This is a genomic window from Enterobacter sp. UCD-UG_FMILLET (genome assembly GCF_000762975.1).
Classification (GTDB): domain Bacteria; phylum Pseudomonadota; class Gammaproteobacteria; order Enterobacterales; family Enterobacteriaceae; genus Enterobacter; species Enterobacter dykesii.
Window position 1 is genome coordinate 45,397 of sequence record NZ_JRJC01000006.1, and the last position, 14,869, is coordinate 60,265.

At 55.1% G+C, this 14,869-nt stretch carries 13 protein-coding genes; 10 read left to right on the forward strand and 3 right to left on the reverse strand.

The window, feature by feature from the left end:
• Positions 1 to 16: 16 nt before the first annotated feature.
• The 5 genes from cpdA to LA04_RS23065 all read left to right on the forward strand — a co-directional run bounded on the left by cpdA (position 17) and on the right by LA04_RS23065 (position 6,404).
• Positions 17 to 844 carry a 3',5'-cyclic-AMP phosphodiesterase gene (cpdA, locus tag LA04_RS00675; RefSeq protein WP_047650102.1) on the forward strand — a complete coding sequence of 276 codons (828 nt, stop codon included), beginning with the start codon at positions 17 to 19 and terminating at the stop codon, positions 842 to 844.
• Positions 844 to 1,425, forward strand: coding sequence for an esterase YqiA (gene yqiA / locus LA04_RS00680; RefSeq protein ID WP_008502976.1), 582 nt, complete (start codon positions 844 to 846; stop codon positions 1,423 to 1,425). The genes cpdA and yqiA overlap by 1 nt, the downstream gene beginning before the upstream one ends.
• A gap of 28 nt (positions 1,426 to 1,453) precedes the next feature.
• Positions 1,454 to 3,340, forward strand: a complete 1,887-nt coding sequence (parE, locus tag LA04_RS00685) for a DNA topoisomerase IV subunit B (protein WP_047650103.1) — start codon at positions 1,454 to 1,456, stop codon at positions 3,338 to 3,340.
• An 80-nt stretch (positions 3,341 to 3,420) separates the two neighbouring features.
• Positions 3,421 to 5,511, forward strand: a complete 2,091-nt coding sequence (locus tag LA04_RS23060; RefSeq protein WP_081957632.1) for an AAA family ATPase — start codon at positions 3,421 to 3,423, stop codon at positions 5,509 to 5,511.
• Positions 5,512 to 5,561: 50 nt separating this feature from the next.
• Positions 5,562 to 6,404 (forward strand): HNH endonuclease, encoded by an 843-nt coding sequence (locus LA04_RS23065; protein WP_052119506.1) that lies wholly within the window; start codon positions 5,562 to 5,564, stop codon positions 6,402 to 6,404.
• A gap of 187 nt (positions 6,405 to 6,591) precedes the next feature.
• Here LA04_RS23065 and LA04_RS00700 read toward each other — a convergent pair whose 3' ends face one another.
• Positions 6,592 to 8,733, reverse strand: a complete 2,142-nt coding sequence (locus LA04_RS00700) for a TonB-dependent siderophore receptor (RefSeq protein WP_047650105.1) — start codon at positions 8,731 to 8,733, stop codon at positions 6,592 to 6,594.
• Positions 8,734 to 9,119: 386 nt separating this feature from the next.
• Between LA04_RS00700 and LA04_RS00705 the strand changes: the two genes are divergently transcribed.
• From LA04_RS00705 to LA04_RS00725, 5 genes are read left to right on the forward strand one after another with little or no spacing between them, the layout of a single operon-like run.
• Positions 9,120 to 9,932, forward strand: coding sequence for an ABC transporter ATP-binding protein (locus LA04_RS00705; RefSeq protein WP_047650107.1), 813 nt, complete (start codon positions 9,120 to 9,122; stop codon positions 9,930 to 9,932).
• On the forward strand, positions 9,929 to 10,912 hold the full coding sequence (locus LA04_RS00710; RefSeq protein ID WP_047650109.1) for a FecCD family ABC transporter permease: 984 nt from the start codon (positions 9,929 to 9,931) through the stop codon (positions 10,910 to 10,912). The genes LA04_RS00705 and LA04_RS00710 overlap by 4 nt, the downstream gene beginning before the upstream one ends.
• Positions 10,909 to 11,949 (forward strand): FecCD family ABC transporter permease, encoded by a 1,041-nt coding sequence (locus LA04_RS00715; RefSeq protein WP_047650110.1) that lies wholly within the window; start codon positions 10,909 to 10,911, stop codon positions 11,947 to 11,949. The genes LA04_RS00710 and LA04_RS00715 overlap by 4 nt, the downstream gene beginning before the upstream one ends.
• Before the next feature lie 9 nt (positions 11,950 to 11,958).
• Entirely contained in the window at positions 11,959 to 12,909 is a 951-nt protein-coding gene (locus tag LA04_RS00720; RefSeq protein WP_047650111.1) for an iron-siderophore ABC transporter substrate-binding protein, read from the forward strand.
• A complete protein-coding gene (locus LA04_RS00725; protein ID WP_033146656.1) occupies positions 12,906 to 13,793 on the forward strand; it encodes a MurR/RpiR family transcriptional regulator in 888 nt (295 codons plus the stop codon). The genes LA04_RS00720 and LA04_RS00725 overlap by 4 nt, the downstream gene beginning before the upstream one ends.
• Positions 13,794 to 13,877: 84 nt before the next feature.
• Here the strand turns inward: LA04_RS00725 and LA04_RS00730 are convergent, their stop codons facing one another.
• Both LA04_RS00730 and LA04_RS00735 read right to left on the reverse strand, forming a co-directional pair.
• A complete protein-coding gene (locus tag LA04_RS00730) occupies positions 13,878 to 14,192 on the reverse strand; it encodes a putative quinol monooxygenase (protein WP_032640570.1) in 315 nt (104 codons plus the stop codon).
• Between the two features lie 31 nt (positions 14,193 to 14,223).
• A complete protein-coding gene (locus LA04_RS00735) occupies positions 14,224 to 14,805 on the reverse strand; it encodes an NAD(P)H-dependent oxidoreductase (RefSeq protein ID WP_047650114.1) in 582 nt (193 codons plus the stop codon).
• Positions 14,806 to 14,869: the final 64 nt, after the last annotated feature.

Genomic DNA, 14,869 nt, shown 5'->3' on the forward strand with positions numbered 1-14,869 from the left:
TACCTAAGGACACCATTTGGAAAGCCTGTTGAACCTGACTGTTGCTGGTGGGGCGCCAGTCAGGATATTACAAATCACCGATACCCACCTTTTTGCCGAAAAGCATGAAACGCTGCTGGGGGTGAATACCTGGGAGAGTTATCTGGCGGTACTTAGCGCCATTCACGCCGAAAACCGTGCATGCGATCTGATTGTCGCAACGGGCGATCTGGCGCAGGATCAATCCTCCGCGGCCTACCAGCATTTTGCTGAAGGCATCGCGAGCTTTAGCGTGCCTTGCGTCTGGCTGCCGGGAAACCATGACTTCCAGCCCGCCATGTACAGTTCTCTTCAGGATGCGGGGATTTCTCCGGCGAAATGTGTTTTTGCGGGTGAACAGTGGCAGATCCTGCTGCTTGACAGCCAGGTGTTTGGCGTCCCGCACGGTGAGTTAAGCGAGTTTCAGCTCGACTGGCTTGAGACCAAACTGGCTGCTGAACCTGAACGGCACACGCTGCTGTTGCTGCATCATCATCCTCTGCCGGCGGGCTGCAGCTGGCTCGATCAGCACAGCCTGCGCAACTCCGCAGCGCTGGATCGCGTGCTGGCGAAATTCCCACGGGTGAAAAATCTGCTGTGCGGGCATATTCATCAGGAACAGGATCTCGACTGGAACGGGCGCCGCATGCTGGCGACGCCGTCGACCTGCGTTCAGTTTAAGCCGCACTGTGCCAACTTTACGCTGGATACCATCGCGCCAGGCTGGCGCTGGCTGGAACTGCATGCCGACGGCACGCTGACCACGGAAGTCTGCCGTTTGACCGGTGCAAAATTCCGCCCGGATACCGCTTCAGAAGGCTATTGATGTCTACGCTCCTTTATCTGCACGGATTCAACAGCTCGCCGCGCTCCGCAAAAGCGACACAGTTTCGCCAGTGGCTCAGCGAGCATCACCCCGACGTTGAGATGATTATCCCGCAGCTGCCGCCTTACCCGGCAGAGGCCGCGGAGATGCTGGAATCTATTGTGCTTGCGCACGGCGGCGAAACCTTCGGTGTGGTCGGTTCATCGCTGGGCGGGTATTACGCCACCTGGCTCTCACAATGCTTCATGCTGCCCGCCGTTGTGGTTAATCCGGCGGTACGGCCATTTGAGCTGCTGCGGGACTTTCTTGGCGAAAACGAGAACCCCTACACCGGGCAGCAATATGTGCTAGAGTCACGCCATATTTACGATCTCAAAGTTATGCAGGTCGACCCGCTTGAGGCACCGGATCTCATCTGGCTGCTGCAACAGACGGGGGATGAAGTGCTGGATTACCGCCAGGCAGTGGCGTATTACGCCTCCTGCCGCCAGACTATAGAAGAGGGCGGAAACCATGCTTTCACGGGCTTTGAGAATCATTTCACCCAGATTGTCGATTTTCTTGGACTGCACAGCCACTGACAATCAATGCGAATTGCTAGTTTAAATCATGACGCAAACCTATAACGCTGATGCCATTGAGGTCCTCACCGGGCTTGAGCCGGTTCGCCGCCGCCCGGGGATGTACACCGATACGACGCGCCCAAACCATCTGGGCCAGGAAGTTATTGATAACAGTGTGGACGAAGCGCTGGCGGGCCATGCCAAACGCGTTGACGTTATCCTGCACGCCGATCAGTCGCTGGAAGTCATCGACGACGGGCGCGGCATGCCGGTGGATATTCACCCGGAAGAGGGCGTGCCTGCCGTTGAGCTGATCCTCTGTCGTCTGCATGCGGGCGGTAAGTTCTCCAACAAGAACTACCAGTTCTCCGGTGGTCTGCACGGCGTGGGCATTTCCGTGGTCAACGCCCTGTCCAAACGCGTGGAAGTGAACGTCCGTCGCGACGGTCAGGTCTACAAAATCGCGTTTGAAAACGGCGATAAGGTGCAGGATCTGCAGGTTGTCGGCACGTGCGGCAAACGCAACACCGGCACCAGCGTCCACTTCTGGCCTGACGAAAGCTTCTTCGACAGCCCGCGCTTTTCCGTTTCTCGCCTGACGCACCTGCTGAAAGCTAAAGCGGTGCTGTGCCCCGGCGTGGAAATTACCTTTACAGACCACGTTAACAATACCGCACAAACCTGGTGCTACGCCGACGGTCTGAACGATTACCTGTGCGAAGCGGTAAACGGCCTGCCGACGCTGCCGGAAAAACCGTTCGTCGGTAACTTTAGCGGTGATACCGAAGCGGTGGACTGGGCGCTGCTGTGGCTACCGGAAGGCGGCGAGCTGCTGACGGAAAGCTACGTCAACCTGATCCCGACCATGCTCGGCGGTACGCACGTCAACGGCCTGCGTCAGGGGCTGCTGGATGCGATGCGCGAATTCTGCGAATACCGCAATATTCTGCCGCGCGGCGTAAAGCTGTCGGCGGAAGATATCTGGGATCGCTGCGCCTACGTGCTCTCCGTGAAGATGCAGGATCCGCAGTTTGCCGGTCAGACCAAAGAGCGCCTGTCGTCACGTCAGTGCGCGGCGTTCGTCTCCGGCGTGGTGAAAGATGCGTTTACCCTGTGGCTGAACCAGAACGTTCAGGCGGCAGAGATGCTGGCCGAAATGGCGATTTCCAGCGCCCAGCGTCGTCTGCGTGCCGCGAAGAAAGTGGTGCGTAAAAAGCTAACCAGCGGCCCTGCGCTGCCGGGCAAGCTGGCGGACTGTACCGCGCAGGATCTCAACCGTACCGAGTTGTTCCTCGTGGAAGGTGACTCGGCGGGCGGATCGGCCAAGCAGGCGCGCGATCGTGAATATCAGGCGATCATGCCGCTCAAGGGTAAGATCCTGAACACCTGGGAGGTCTCGTCTGATGAAGTGCTGGCCTCGCAGGAAGTGCACGATATTTCGGTGGCGATCGGCATCGATCCGGACAGCGACGATCTGAGCCAGCTGCGCTACGGCAAGATCTGTATCCTCGCGGATGCGGACTCCGACGGTCTGCACATCGCCACGCTGCTCTGCGCGCTGTTCGTGAAGCACTTCAAAACGCTGGTTAAAAACGGTCACGTCCACGTTGCGCTGCCGCCGCTGTACCGTATCGACCTTGGCAAAGAGGTTTACTACGCGCTGACGGAAGAAGAGAAAGCGGGCGTGCTGGAACAGCTGAAGCGTAAGAAGGGCAAACCGAACGTACAGCGCTTTAAAGGGCTGGGCGAGATGAACCCGATGCAGCTGCGCGAAACGACGCTGGATCCGAACACGCGCCGTCTGGTGCAGCTGACGATCAGCGACGAAGACGAACAGCAGACCAACGCCATGATGGATATGCTCCTTGCCAAGAAACGTTCGGAAGACCGACGTAACTGGCTGCAGGAGAAAGGCGATATGGCGGATATCTAGGCCTGATTACTTATTTGGGAAAAAAACCTGAAACTCATAAGTTTCAGGTTTTTTTTACCCTACATTGAGAGATTAAAATAATGATATTTGTAGATAGAAACGCTCTGAATATTCCATGGGATGATCAGGATGTAGTCATGAGGGATATTAAATTTATCAATGAAAGAATGCCCCTGACTGAACGGATATATTCAAATTATAAAATTAAGGAATTGAGAAATAAACTTCCGGGTAGGAGTCGTAGATCGTCTGTTCGCTATCGTGAGGCGTTAACTATATTATTCAATAATAAGTGCGCCTATTGCGAACAATGTATACCCGATATCACAATGTATATTGATAACTTCCGACCGGGTAGCGGCGTAATAGATGTGGAAACAGGCAAAGCATTCCCTTTACATTATTTATGGTTGAGAAACTCCTGGAGTAATCTTTACCTCTCTTGTCCAGAATGCAATGGGCGAAAAGGCAATAAATTCCCTATCGCAGGTCCTATCTGTGAATTGTTTGCAACTGGAGATGAACTCGCGTATGAAATGCCGTTGTTACTGGATCCTTGCGATCCGCAGTTGCGTATTGAAGAACATCTGGATTTTATAGAAGATGGTACAGTTCTTCCTCTAAGCGAGCGCGGTGAAATGACCATTAACATTCTTGGTCTGAACAGACCATCGTTAGTCGGAGCACGTAAACTCCACGCGGTGCTTTTGCTACAACAACTCAAAGCGAATGCGAATGAAGATCGTATTAATGATTTCTTAAAAACTCACAATGGCCAGTTCCTGGCTCTATCACAACAGCTCATTTCACAATTTAATCAGCGCGTAATAGCAAAACCAAAACAAGAGTATCATTCAAAGATGGTTAAGCCAGCTGAAAAAATACGATTGTACGGCCCTAAAATTAAACGTATTATTATTAAAGATATAGGCCCGATATCTGGTAAGCATATTATAGAATTGAGTGACGATAATGATGTCTGGTTGATGCTGCTTGGCGATAACGGGGTCGGTAAAAGTACATTATTAAAACTAGCAGCGCTGCTTCTGGCTGGAGAGAAACGAGCTACGGATCTTTTAAGGGAGCTCAATGTTAGTTTAACCGATTTCCTTCGTTACGGGGCCAAAGAGGGATATATAAAACTTTTATTTACTCGTGATTTTCCCGAACTGATTTTAACCATTACGCCACACGGTGCCATTTTTTCTGATTCGGCAAGAAGGGTAAGCCCTATTGTACTTAACGCTTACGGCGCATCGCGTTTACATCCTAATGCTCGGCATCCTGCAAAGGATCGAGTAGATACTTGCTATATTGATACACTGTTTGATAGTTTTGAACCACTTTCCGACGTTAACCTCTCTATTAAATCTCTGGATCCGCAGAGGCTGGCTTATTGTGTTGACAGTTTATCTGAGCTCTTTGGCAAACACCGACGTTTACAAATTATGTCAGAAGGTGCAAGTGCAGAAAATGTGAGGTTTATTATAGATAAAAAACCCTTCGCTTTTAGCCAGCTTAGCGATGGCTTCAAATCAATTGTTTCCCTTTATATGGATATCGCTAATACGGCCATGAATCTGGGGTTTGAAAGAGCGGAAGATTTTAATGGCATTGTTATCATTGATGAATTGGGAACCCATCTTCATCCTCGCTGGAGAATGAAGATTGTAAAAAGTCTGCGTCAGCTGTTTCCTGATACGCAGTTTATGTGCAGTACACACGAACCGTTGTGTCTGCGTGGATTAAAAGATGATGAAGTAAGAGTGTTGAGACGGTCCAACAGTAGAGTGAAATTTGTTGATGGTCTTCCTCCGGTTAGCGGCTTGACAGCAGAACAATTACTGACTTCGGCTCATTTCGGCCTAAACTCAACCCTTGATCCTGAAACTGAAGCTGATTTTGCTGAATATTATGCATTGCTTTATAAACAGACGAAGGGTGAAGATTTATCAACAGTTAATCTCAGTCGGCTTGAGGTTTTGCGAAGCAGTTTAGCGGCTCGCGGTGCGGGCACGGGAATTTTCTCGGGGACTCGACGCGATCAGCTAGTTTATCAAACCATTGACAGAATGATCGCTAAAAGCCCTGAGCGAGATATAATGGATGCCCTGAATGATGATTTGATTACGGAACTTGATGTTCTTTGGACTCAGGCTGCCGGACGATAATTATGCGATATTTTGATCGAACTCTGGTCCCAAGACCTGGCTGTCTTGATATGGATAATAAAAAAAGTGCGGCTTACAAAGAACTGCAAAGAAATATTAAAAACAGTAAGGCAAAGGTCTTTAATGTTTATAGCGATGATGCCGTAAAAGCAGCGCTGGAAAAGCTCTTTCACGGGAAATGTTCTTATTGTGAAAGCTATTATTCCGCTACGCAGCCGGTAGATGTCGAACATTTCAGGCCGAAAAATGATAAAACGGGTTACTTCTGGTTGGCGGCAGTTTGGGAAAATCTTCTACCCTCCTGTATCGACTGTAATCGGGAACGGTATCAATACCTCTTTGATCCGCTGACGGGCATATTGTTAAAGAAGGATAAGAAAGCGGGAAAACATGACCATTTCCCTTTAAGCGGTGCAAAAGCCACGGTGGTGTTCAATAGCACATTCATCATCAATAATGCCAATCTCGCTGCAACCATTGCTGGTGAGCCATCATTACTGCTCAACCCTACAGTTGACAATATAGATGACCTTTTCACTTTTACTGATGAGGCAATTATCGCCCCTTCTAAAAGTACGCTGTCCTCCCCCGGCGTATTGGCGAGGGTAGATAAAACCATCGAGCTATTAGGATTAAATCGCGTTAGCCTGGTGGCCAGAAGAAAAGAGATATTGCTTTCACTAAAGGTTCTCATTTATACCGCTGATAAGCTTGTTGTGCTTCTAAATGATCGCACATTAGCGGGGGAAAGTCGGGAACTTGTAAAAGATCTTTTGTTCTATTTGTTCAAAGAGATGCATCGGTGTTCTGCACCTACTTTTTCTTACTCGCAGATGTGTCGAATAACTATCGAGCAGCATTTTGGTAAGTTACCCTCAGTGAGCACTAAGTGATTTCATGCTAGTAGGGCTAACCATTAGCGTGTATTTTGCAGTGCTGAAGAAGCTTTTCCCAGTATTAACCTGTCAAATGATATTCTGCTCTGACCGGTTCATACTGGGTGGTATCCTTTTCCCTTCCAGATGTTCTGGAGAGTCAGGTCTGCTGATTATAATGTGGATGAAAGAGCGATGAGCAGCGTCAAAACTCCATCTTCACCGTAAACTGCACTTCGCGCGGATCGCCAATCTGGTTGCCCAGGTTGTTGGTCGCAATGGACGACGTGTAGTAGGTCTTATCAAACAGGTTTTTCACGTTCACCTGCAGCGTCACCGGATACTGTAGCTTCATCTTGTAAGCCGCAAACGCATCCGCCACGAAATAGCCCGGCAGATAATAATCCGCACCGTTGGTTGCGGAACGACGGCTTACGCCGTGCCCGCCGCCGCCCAGCGTCAGGGTATTCCCGGCAAACGCATTGTGAATATCGTAGGTCAGGAACAGGGAGCCGGTATGGCGCGGCACGTTCGGTAGCGGTTTGCCCGCGTAGTCCGGATCTTCCAGCACCTTCGCGTCGGTATAGCCGTAGCTGGCGATAATGTTGGTGTTCTCGGTCAGCGATCCGGCGAGATCCACTTCCACACCCTGCGAGCGTACGCGGCCCGCGGTTTTGGCGACGGTTTCATCTCCAATGCTTTCGGTGTACAACACGTTGCGTTTATGGATATCAAAAAGCGCGATGTTAGCGGTAATGCCGTCGAAAATGTCAAACTTAGCGCCGATTTCATACGCGTTTGACGTTTCTGGCGGCAGGTCGCCGATGTAGCTCGCAATGGAAGACTGCGGCATAAACGTCTGGGAATAGTTGGCAAACAGCGAGACCGCCGGGGTGAGCTTATAAACAAGACCCAGCTTTGGCGTCCACTGGTCGTCGCGGCTGTCGGTGTTCACGTTAAACGGACGGCCTTTCCCCGCGTACTGGGTGTAATACTGATAGCGCATGCCTGCGACGGCGATCCACTTATCGGTCAGGTACAGCGCGTCCTGCGCGTAGGCGGAGTAACTCTCCTGCTTAATGGTTTGATCGCTGTCGGATGCCGAGACGGTGGTACACTTGCCGAGGCTGCCGTAGCTCGGGTGGTAAATATTGAAGCCCTTAACGTTCTTACAGCGGATCATGTCCGTACGCAGCAGATCGTAATTCTCATACGACACGCCGGTCAGGATCTCATTGTAAAAGCCCGCGATGTCCACGTTCCCTTGCAGATCAGCGCGCGTCGTGTGCATACGCTGGGTCGAGCCCTGGGTCGCATCCACGCGGCGGGTCAGGTTGCCGGTTTTGGAATCGTAGGCCATCACGCGGGCCTGGTTATCGCTGTATTTATCCTGGCTGTAGCTATAGTCGAACTTCGCGGTCCACTGGCTGTTGAGGCGATACTCCGCGTTGAGCTGAGCGAGATCGGACTGGCCGTCGGTTACGTTAAACGGTTCGTCGAAGCGGGTTTTGCGATCGACGTCGACGGCTTTTTTAGTGTTGAGATCGAAGATCGTTCCGCGATCGAACGGCGTTTTATAGTCGCGATGCGAATAGAGCACGGTTACGGTGGCGTCGTCGCCAAACCAGGTCAGCGACGGGGCGATAAAGGTGCTACGTTCGTTGCCGAAATTGCGCCAGTAATCCTCGTCCTGATACTCACCCGTGAGGCGATACGCCAGGCGCGTACCGTCAATCGGGCCGGTAACATCGATCTGTCCGGTGCCGCCGCCAAAGCTGGAAGAGGTGGCGGAAAGGGAACCGCCGAAGGTTTTCTCCGGGCGTTTGGTGACGACGTTGATCAGACCACCCGGATCGAGAATGCCGTAGAGCGTCGAGGCCGGGCCTTTCAGCACCTCCACGCGCTCGGTTGCGGCATTAAAGCTGCGCGGCAGGACGGTGCGCAGGCCGTTGGTCATGATCGAGCCGTCGCGGTTCGCGCCAAATCCGCGGCGCACGAAGGCATCCTGCGTACCGCCCAGGGTGTTGGTCTGCACCACGTTGCTAACGTTATAGAGCGCTTCATCCAGCGTGGTGGCATGCTGATCCTCCAGCACTTTATCGCTGACGGTATTGACCACCTGCGGTATATCCAGCATCGGCATGTTGGTTAACGTCGCGGTGGAGGTGTTCAGCGGCTGATAGCCATTCGTGGCCTCCGCCGTCGTATTTGGATCGGCGGTGACGGTAAGCGTTTCGCCGTCTTTAGCCGCGGTGTTATCTGCTGCCTGCACCAGCGGCGCCATGAACAGCAGTGAAAAGAGCGCGCGCCCTTTTATCCCAGAGAGTGAAGGTGTGAACGTAGCCATTACATCTGTTATCCCGAAATATCCCGCGAATGACGTTTCGCGGAAAAATGTGTGAGTCATTGCCCTTTACGGTCTGTCCGTTAGCCACGGCGGGCATCGGACATGTAATTGAGAATCATTCAATCATGCGCGAATGTAGTAGTAAATGGAAAAAAGAAAAAATCGACTACAACGTTTCGCCGGGCATACAAGCGCCGAGGAATAAAAATTAACTTATTGAAATAAATGTTTTTGTAAGCCGTTCCGTATTCATTTTCCGTCAGTCTTATCCCTGGTTTTATCAGGGTGTTTCTTCTCTTGACTACTACATGGCGCAGCGTCAAACTCTCAAAAGAGAATGATTTTTATTTATATTTGTTGCGCTTTTTTATTACGTTGGCATTCACGTGGCTCACAACACAAAAAAACCGGGACTGGTTCTGGAGAACCTCACTGCGGGCTATCAGAAAAAAATCATCGTTGATGATATCTCCCTTGCGATCCCACAGCAGAAAATGACCGTGCTGGTAGGGGCGAACGGCTGCGGAAAATCCACGCTGCTGAGCACCATTGCGCGCTTGCTTCAGCCGCTTGGCGGCGCGGCAGTTCTCGACGGTAAGGCGATCCACGAGCAGCCGACCAAAGCTGTCGCCCGCCAGCTGGGTATCCTGCCGCAGTCTCCGCTGCTGCCGGAAGGGTTAACCGTCTTTGAGCTGGTCTCGCGCGGGCGTTTTCCCTGGCAAAACTTTATGCGCCAGTGGAGCGACGAGGACGAGCTGGCGGTGGAAGAGGCCCTGCGCCTGACCGGCACGGCAGAGTTTGCCCATATTCCGGTGGAAAGCTTATCCGGCGGCCAGCGTCAGCGCTGCTGGATCGCTATGGCGCTGGCGCAGCAAACGCCGTATATCCTGCTTGACGAGCCCACGACGTTTCTCGATCTCCGCTATCAGGTGGAGATCCTGGAACTGCTGCACGCCCTGACCCGCCAGCACGGACGTACCGTCGTGGTGGTGTTGCACGATCTCAACTTCGCCGTAAACTACGGCGATTCGCTGGTCTTTTTACGCCAGGGGAAAGTTGAAGGCGTATTGCATGAGGGCGATGCCTGCACGCCGGAGCTGATTAAAGCGGTGTTTGATGTGGATGTGCATATGTCCATCAACCCGTTGACCGGCAAGCCGTTCTTTATGCCGTTTCGCCAGAGCACCGTTCAGCCATGATGCGCTCCTCTCTGGCCTTCCCGATCTTCGCATTGCTGCTGGCGCTGGGCGCGATAATGCATCTGGGCATCGGCGCACGCTTCATCGCCCCGCAGACGGTGGTGGAGGCATTTTTCCATTTCGATCCGCGCAATTTCGACCATAACGTCATTATCAAATTAAGACTGTTGCGCCTCTGCGCCGCGATGGTGACGGGCGCCTCGCTCGGCGTGGCGGGCGTGCTGCTGCAGTCTGTGATCCGCAACCCGCTCGGCGAGCCGCATATTCTGGGACTCAACGCCGGGGCCGCGCTGGCGGTCGTGATTACCAGCGCGCTTGGGCTGTCGCTGCCGTTTGGTCGCCCGCTCGTTGCCGCCGCTGGTGCCGCCGCGCTGTTTTTGCAGGTGCTGATGTTCTCCTCGTCCGGTCGCACCGGGCTTACGCCGATGAAGGTCACGCTGTGCGGCGTGGCGATGTCGGCGTTTGCCTCGTCGATTACCGCCGCGGTGTTAATCCTCGATGAACAGACGCTGCTCGCCATGCGTACCTGGCTGGCAGGGGACCTGGCCGGGGTCAGCATACAGACGCTCCGGAGCGCCCTGTGGGCTGCAACAGCCGGTTTTGTTCTCGCCATCGCGCTGTCGCCCTCGCTCAACATGCTGGCGCTGGGAGACCGAATGGCGCAGGGGCTTGGGGTGTCGCTGCTGAAAACTCGCCTGCTCGCCCTGCTGGCGATTGCGCTGCTCTGCGGCGCGGCCGTCTCCATTGCCGGGCCGATTGGCTTTATCGGCCTCGTGGTGCCGCAGCTCATTCGTCGTCTGGTGTCGGTCGATTTACGCGTGATGGTGCCGCTGTCTGCCCTGTGTGGCGCGCTGGTTCTGCTGCTGGCGGATATCGCCGCCCGCACGCTGTTCACGCCGTGGGAGCTGGCAACCGGCATCATGACGGCCCTGGTCGGCGCACCCGTATTCATCTTTATGGCGTCGAGGATGTTCAAATGAACCGGGCCGGATTCCGCGCGATCCGTATTGGCCGTTTATCGGCGCTGGTTCGCCCGAGGGCGCTGGCGTGCCTGACGCTTTTATCTCTGGTGGCGCTAAGCCTGCTGGGTTTTGGCCTGACGCACGGTTCTCTGCCCATTCCCACCTCCGCCATCGGGCGGGCGCTGTTTTCGCCTGAGAGCCTGACGGCGGAGACGCACTACATCGTGATGGATATCCGCCTGCCGCGCCTGCTGATGGCGGTGCTGTGCGGCGCGATGCTCGGCATGGCGGGGGCGGCAATGCAGTCCATCACCCGCAATGGCCTGGCTGACCCCGGACTTATCGGCGTGAAGGAGGGCTGTAGCGCGGCGGTACTGCTGCTGATTTTTCAGTTCCCGGCGCTGGGCCTGGCCTGGCGTCCGCTGGTCGGCATGGCCGGAGGGCTACTTACCGCGCTGCTGGTTATTGCCCTGGCACGCGATATCTCGCGCCCGCGGTTCATCCTGATCGGCATCGGCGTGTCGTGGGCGTTTGCCGCCGCAATGGGCGTCTTTATCACCACCGCCGACGTGCGCGACGTGCAGACGGCGATGCTGTGGCTGGCGGGAAGCCTGCATGCGGCAAACTGGACGCTGGTGGGCCTGGCTGCGCTCTGGGCTGCCCCCGCGTTTGCGCTGTTGCTGTTTACCGCACGGGCTGCGGACGTGGCTTTGCTCGGCAATCAGGCCGCCGTGGGCCTTGGCGTGCGTACAACCCGGCTGGCGCTGCTGCGGGTTCTCGCTCCGGTGGTGCTGACGGCGGCCTGCGTCTCGTGCGTGGGCAGTATTGGTTTCGTTGGGCTGATTGCCCCTCATATGGCGCGCCTGCTGCTGCGCGGTGGGCAAACCGCGCTCCTGACGGGAAGCGCCGTGCTGGGCGCGCTGCTGGTGCTGCTGGCGGATAACGTCGGACGTCTGGCATTCCTCCCGCTGCAGTTGCCGGCGGGAATTATCATTTCATTGATTGGCGGACCGTTTTTCCTGCTGCTGCTCTGGCAGCGTCGGGACAGATTTTAGGAGACTATGATGCGCGTACTGTTTTCGATGCTGTTGCTGGTGGGGTTCGCGGTGGGGGCGGCGGAGCCGACGCAGACGTTTACTGACGATCTTAACCGAAAAGTGGTGGTGCCGGTTCATCCGAAGCGGATTGTTTCATTACACGATCTGGATATCACCATTCCGCTGATTGAGCTTGGCGTGCCGCCGGTGGCGAGCCATGGCCGCACGCGGCCGGACGGCAGCCACTTTCTGCGCTCAAGCGGCATGTTGACCGGCGTCGACTTCGATAATTCCGACATTAAATTTATCGGTACGGCCGATATCGACATTGAAGCCATCGCCGCCGCAAAGCCTGATCTGATCGTTACCGAGCCGACCCGCAACACCCCGGTGGAACAGCTGGCGAAAATTGCCCCGACGGTGAGCATCGATCATCTCGACGGCGGCGCGCCGAAGATCTACCGCAAGCTGGCTCAGCTCACGGGCACGCAGGCAAGGCTAGACATTCTGGAACGCCGCTATCAGGAACAAATCAAGGCGCTGAAGGCGACTATTGATACCAGCAAGGTGACCGTGTCCGTGATTCAGGCGAATCAGGGGAAGATTAACGCCATGCACAGCTACCACTCGCTGGGCCGCGTTCTGCGCGACGCAGGATTCAAATTCCCGCCGCTGATTGAGTCCATCCCGGAAGGGGGACGGATTGACGTCAGCGCCGAGCGCCTGCCGGAGCTGGATGCCGATTTCGTCTTCGCCACCTGGCGCGGGGATACGGGCGGTAAACCGCAGGACGAGCTGGCGGCGATGGATGCGGTCATGCCGGGCTGGTGTCAGTTCCTGAATGCCTGCCGAACCGGGCATTACGTGCTGATCTCGCGTGAAGAGGCCATCTCGAATTCGTACGCCTCGTTAGGTCTGATGGCCGTGCAGGTGCAGTCGCAGATTGCCGGACGTCCGCTGCCGGAGGCGTCACGGTGATCCGCAAAGAGAAAGGGCGCGTGGATGTCTATGGCGACCGCTTTCGCGCACGTGCGCATCAGCTGACGCCGCGTCTGCTGCAGGTTGCACGCTATATCCATGACAACCGCGAAGCGGTGATGGAACAGACCGCAATGGAGATTGCGACGCTGTTGAAAACGTCGGATGCCACGGTGGTCCGCGCCATTCAGGCGCTGGGTTTCGCCGGGCTGCGCGATCTTAAGCAAACGCTGGAGCAGTGGTTTGGTCCGGTGGTCACCTCCAGCGAAAAGATGTCCACTACGGTGAATACGCTCGCCAGCGACGTCAACGCGAGCATTGATTTCGTGCTGGAGGGGCATCAGCACACCTGCGAGGTGTTATCCGAGCCCCACAACCGCTACGCAATGGCCCAGGCGGTCTCTCTGCTGGCGCAGGCGAGGCAGGTCGCCATATTTGGCATTGGCGCCTCCGGCATTCTGGCCGAGTATACCGCCAGGCTGTTCAGCCGTATGGGGTTACCCGCCACGCCGCTTAACCGTACCGGAATAGGGCTTGCCGAGCAGCTGATTGCGCTTCAGCGCGGCGACGTGCTGGTGATGATGGCGCAGAAATCCGCGCACCGGGAGGGGCAAACCACGCTGCGTGAAGCAAAACGGCTGGGCATTCCCACCATCCTGCTGACCAACGCCCTCGATTCGCGTTTCAGCAAGGAGGCCAGCGTGGTGATCCACGTTCCGCGCGGCGGCGAAAAAGGCAAAATTCCGCTCCACGGCACGGTGCTGCTGTGTCTGGAGATGATCATTTTATCCGTCGCCTCCACCGAGCCGCAGCGCACCATCAAGTCGATGAAGCGCATCAACGAGTTACACCGTGGGTTAAAGCCGGGGAAGAAAAGTACCTAAAAACAAAGCCCGGTGGCGCTGACGCTCACCGGGCCTGGATCTGTTCTCCCTCTCCTTTCGGGAGAGGGCAGGGTGAGGGGAAACTTAAACCCCTTGCTCCAGAATGCGGATGTGGGTTTCCAGCACGTCACCCTTCACCGCGTCGCTCCACGCTTTCATGTGCGGGGTCTGCAGGTGCGCTTCAAGGTGCGCGACGGTTTCCCACTGCTCAACCATGATGATCGAGTCTGGCGCGGTCGCCTGGAAGCTGGCGTCAGTGGCGGCATCGACCATCGGCGCGTAGCCGTGGCAGCCTTCTTCTTTCAGTACGGTCGGGATAATTTTCGCGAACTGATCCAGCACCGCCTGGCGGTGATGTTGACCTGGACGAGTACGGATTTCTGCGATTACGGTAAGCATGTTTACTACTCCTTTAATTCCAGGCTACCAGTTAAGCAAAAATTTCCGCGAGATGCTTGCGATATTCTGCGATATAGCTCGGGACATCAGGCATTTTAATCACGTCGTTGACGATAAAGGTCGGCAGCGGATCCATGCCCAGGAACTGGTTAGCCTTGTGGAACGGCAGGTACGCACCGTCGACGCCCACGCCTTCGAAGAACTGATCTTTCTCGGTGAAGGCTTCCAGCGGTGCGTTCCAGGTCAGGGAGAGCATATATTTTTTGCCCTGAATCAGGCCGCCCGAGCCGTATTTTTTGGAGGCGTCAGAGCGGGTGCGGCCATCGCTGGCATACAGTGAGCCGTGACCTTCGGTGAACACATCGTCCATGTATTTTTTCACGGTCCACGGCGCGCCCATCCACCAGCCTGGCATCTGCCAGATCACCACGTCAGCCCACAGGAAGTTCTGCACTTCGGCCTTCACGTCATAATTGCTGTCTGCACGCACGACCTTAACATCATGCCCGGCGTCGCGCAGGAAACCGTCCGCGACCTCGGTCAGGGTGTCATTCAGCTGGCCTTTAGAGTGCGCAAATTCTTTTGCACCGTTGATAATCAGGATGTTGCTCATTAGTTGTCCTCGATGATGAGAGTATGGCGAGTATTCTACGCGCGAGGACGGAACGGAAAAATGA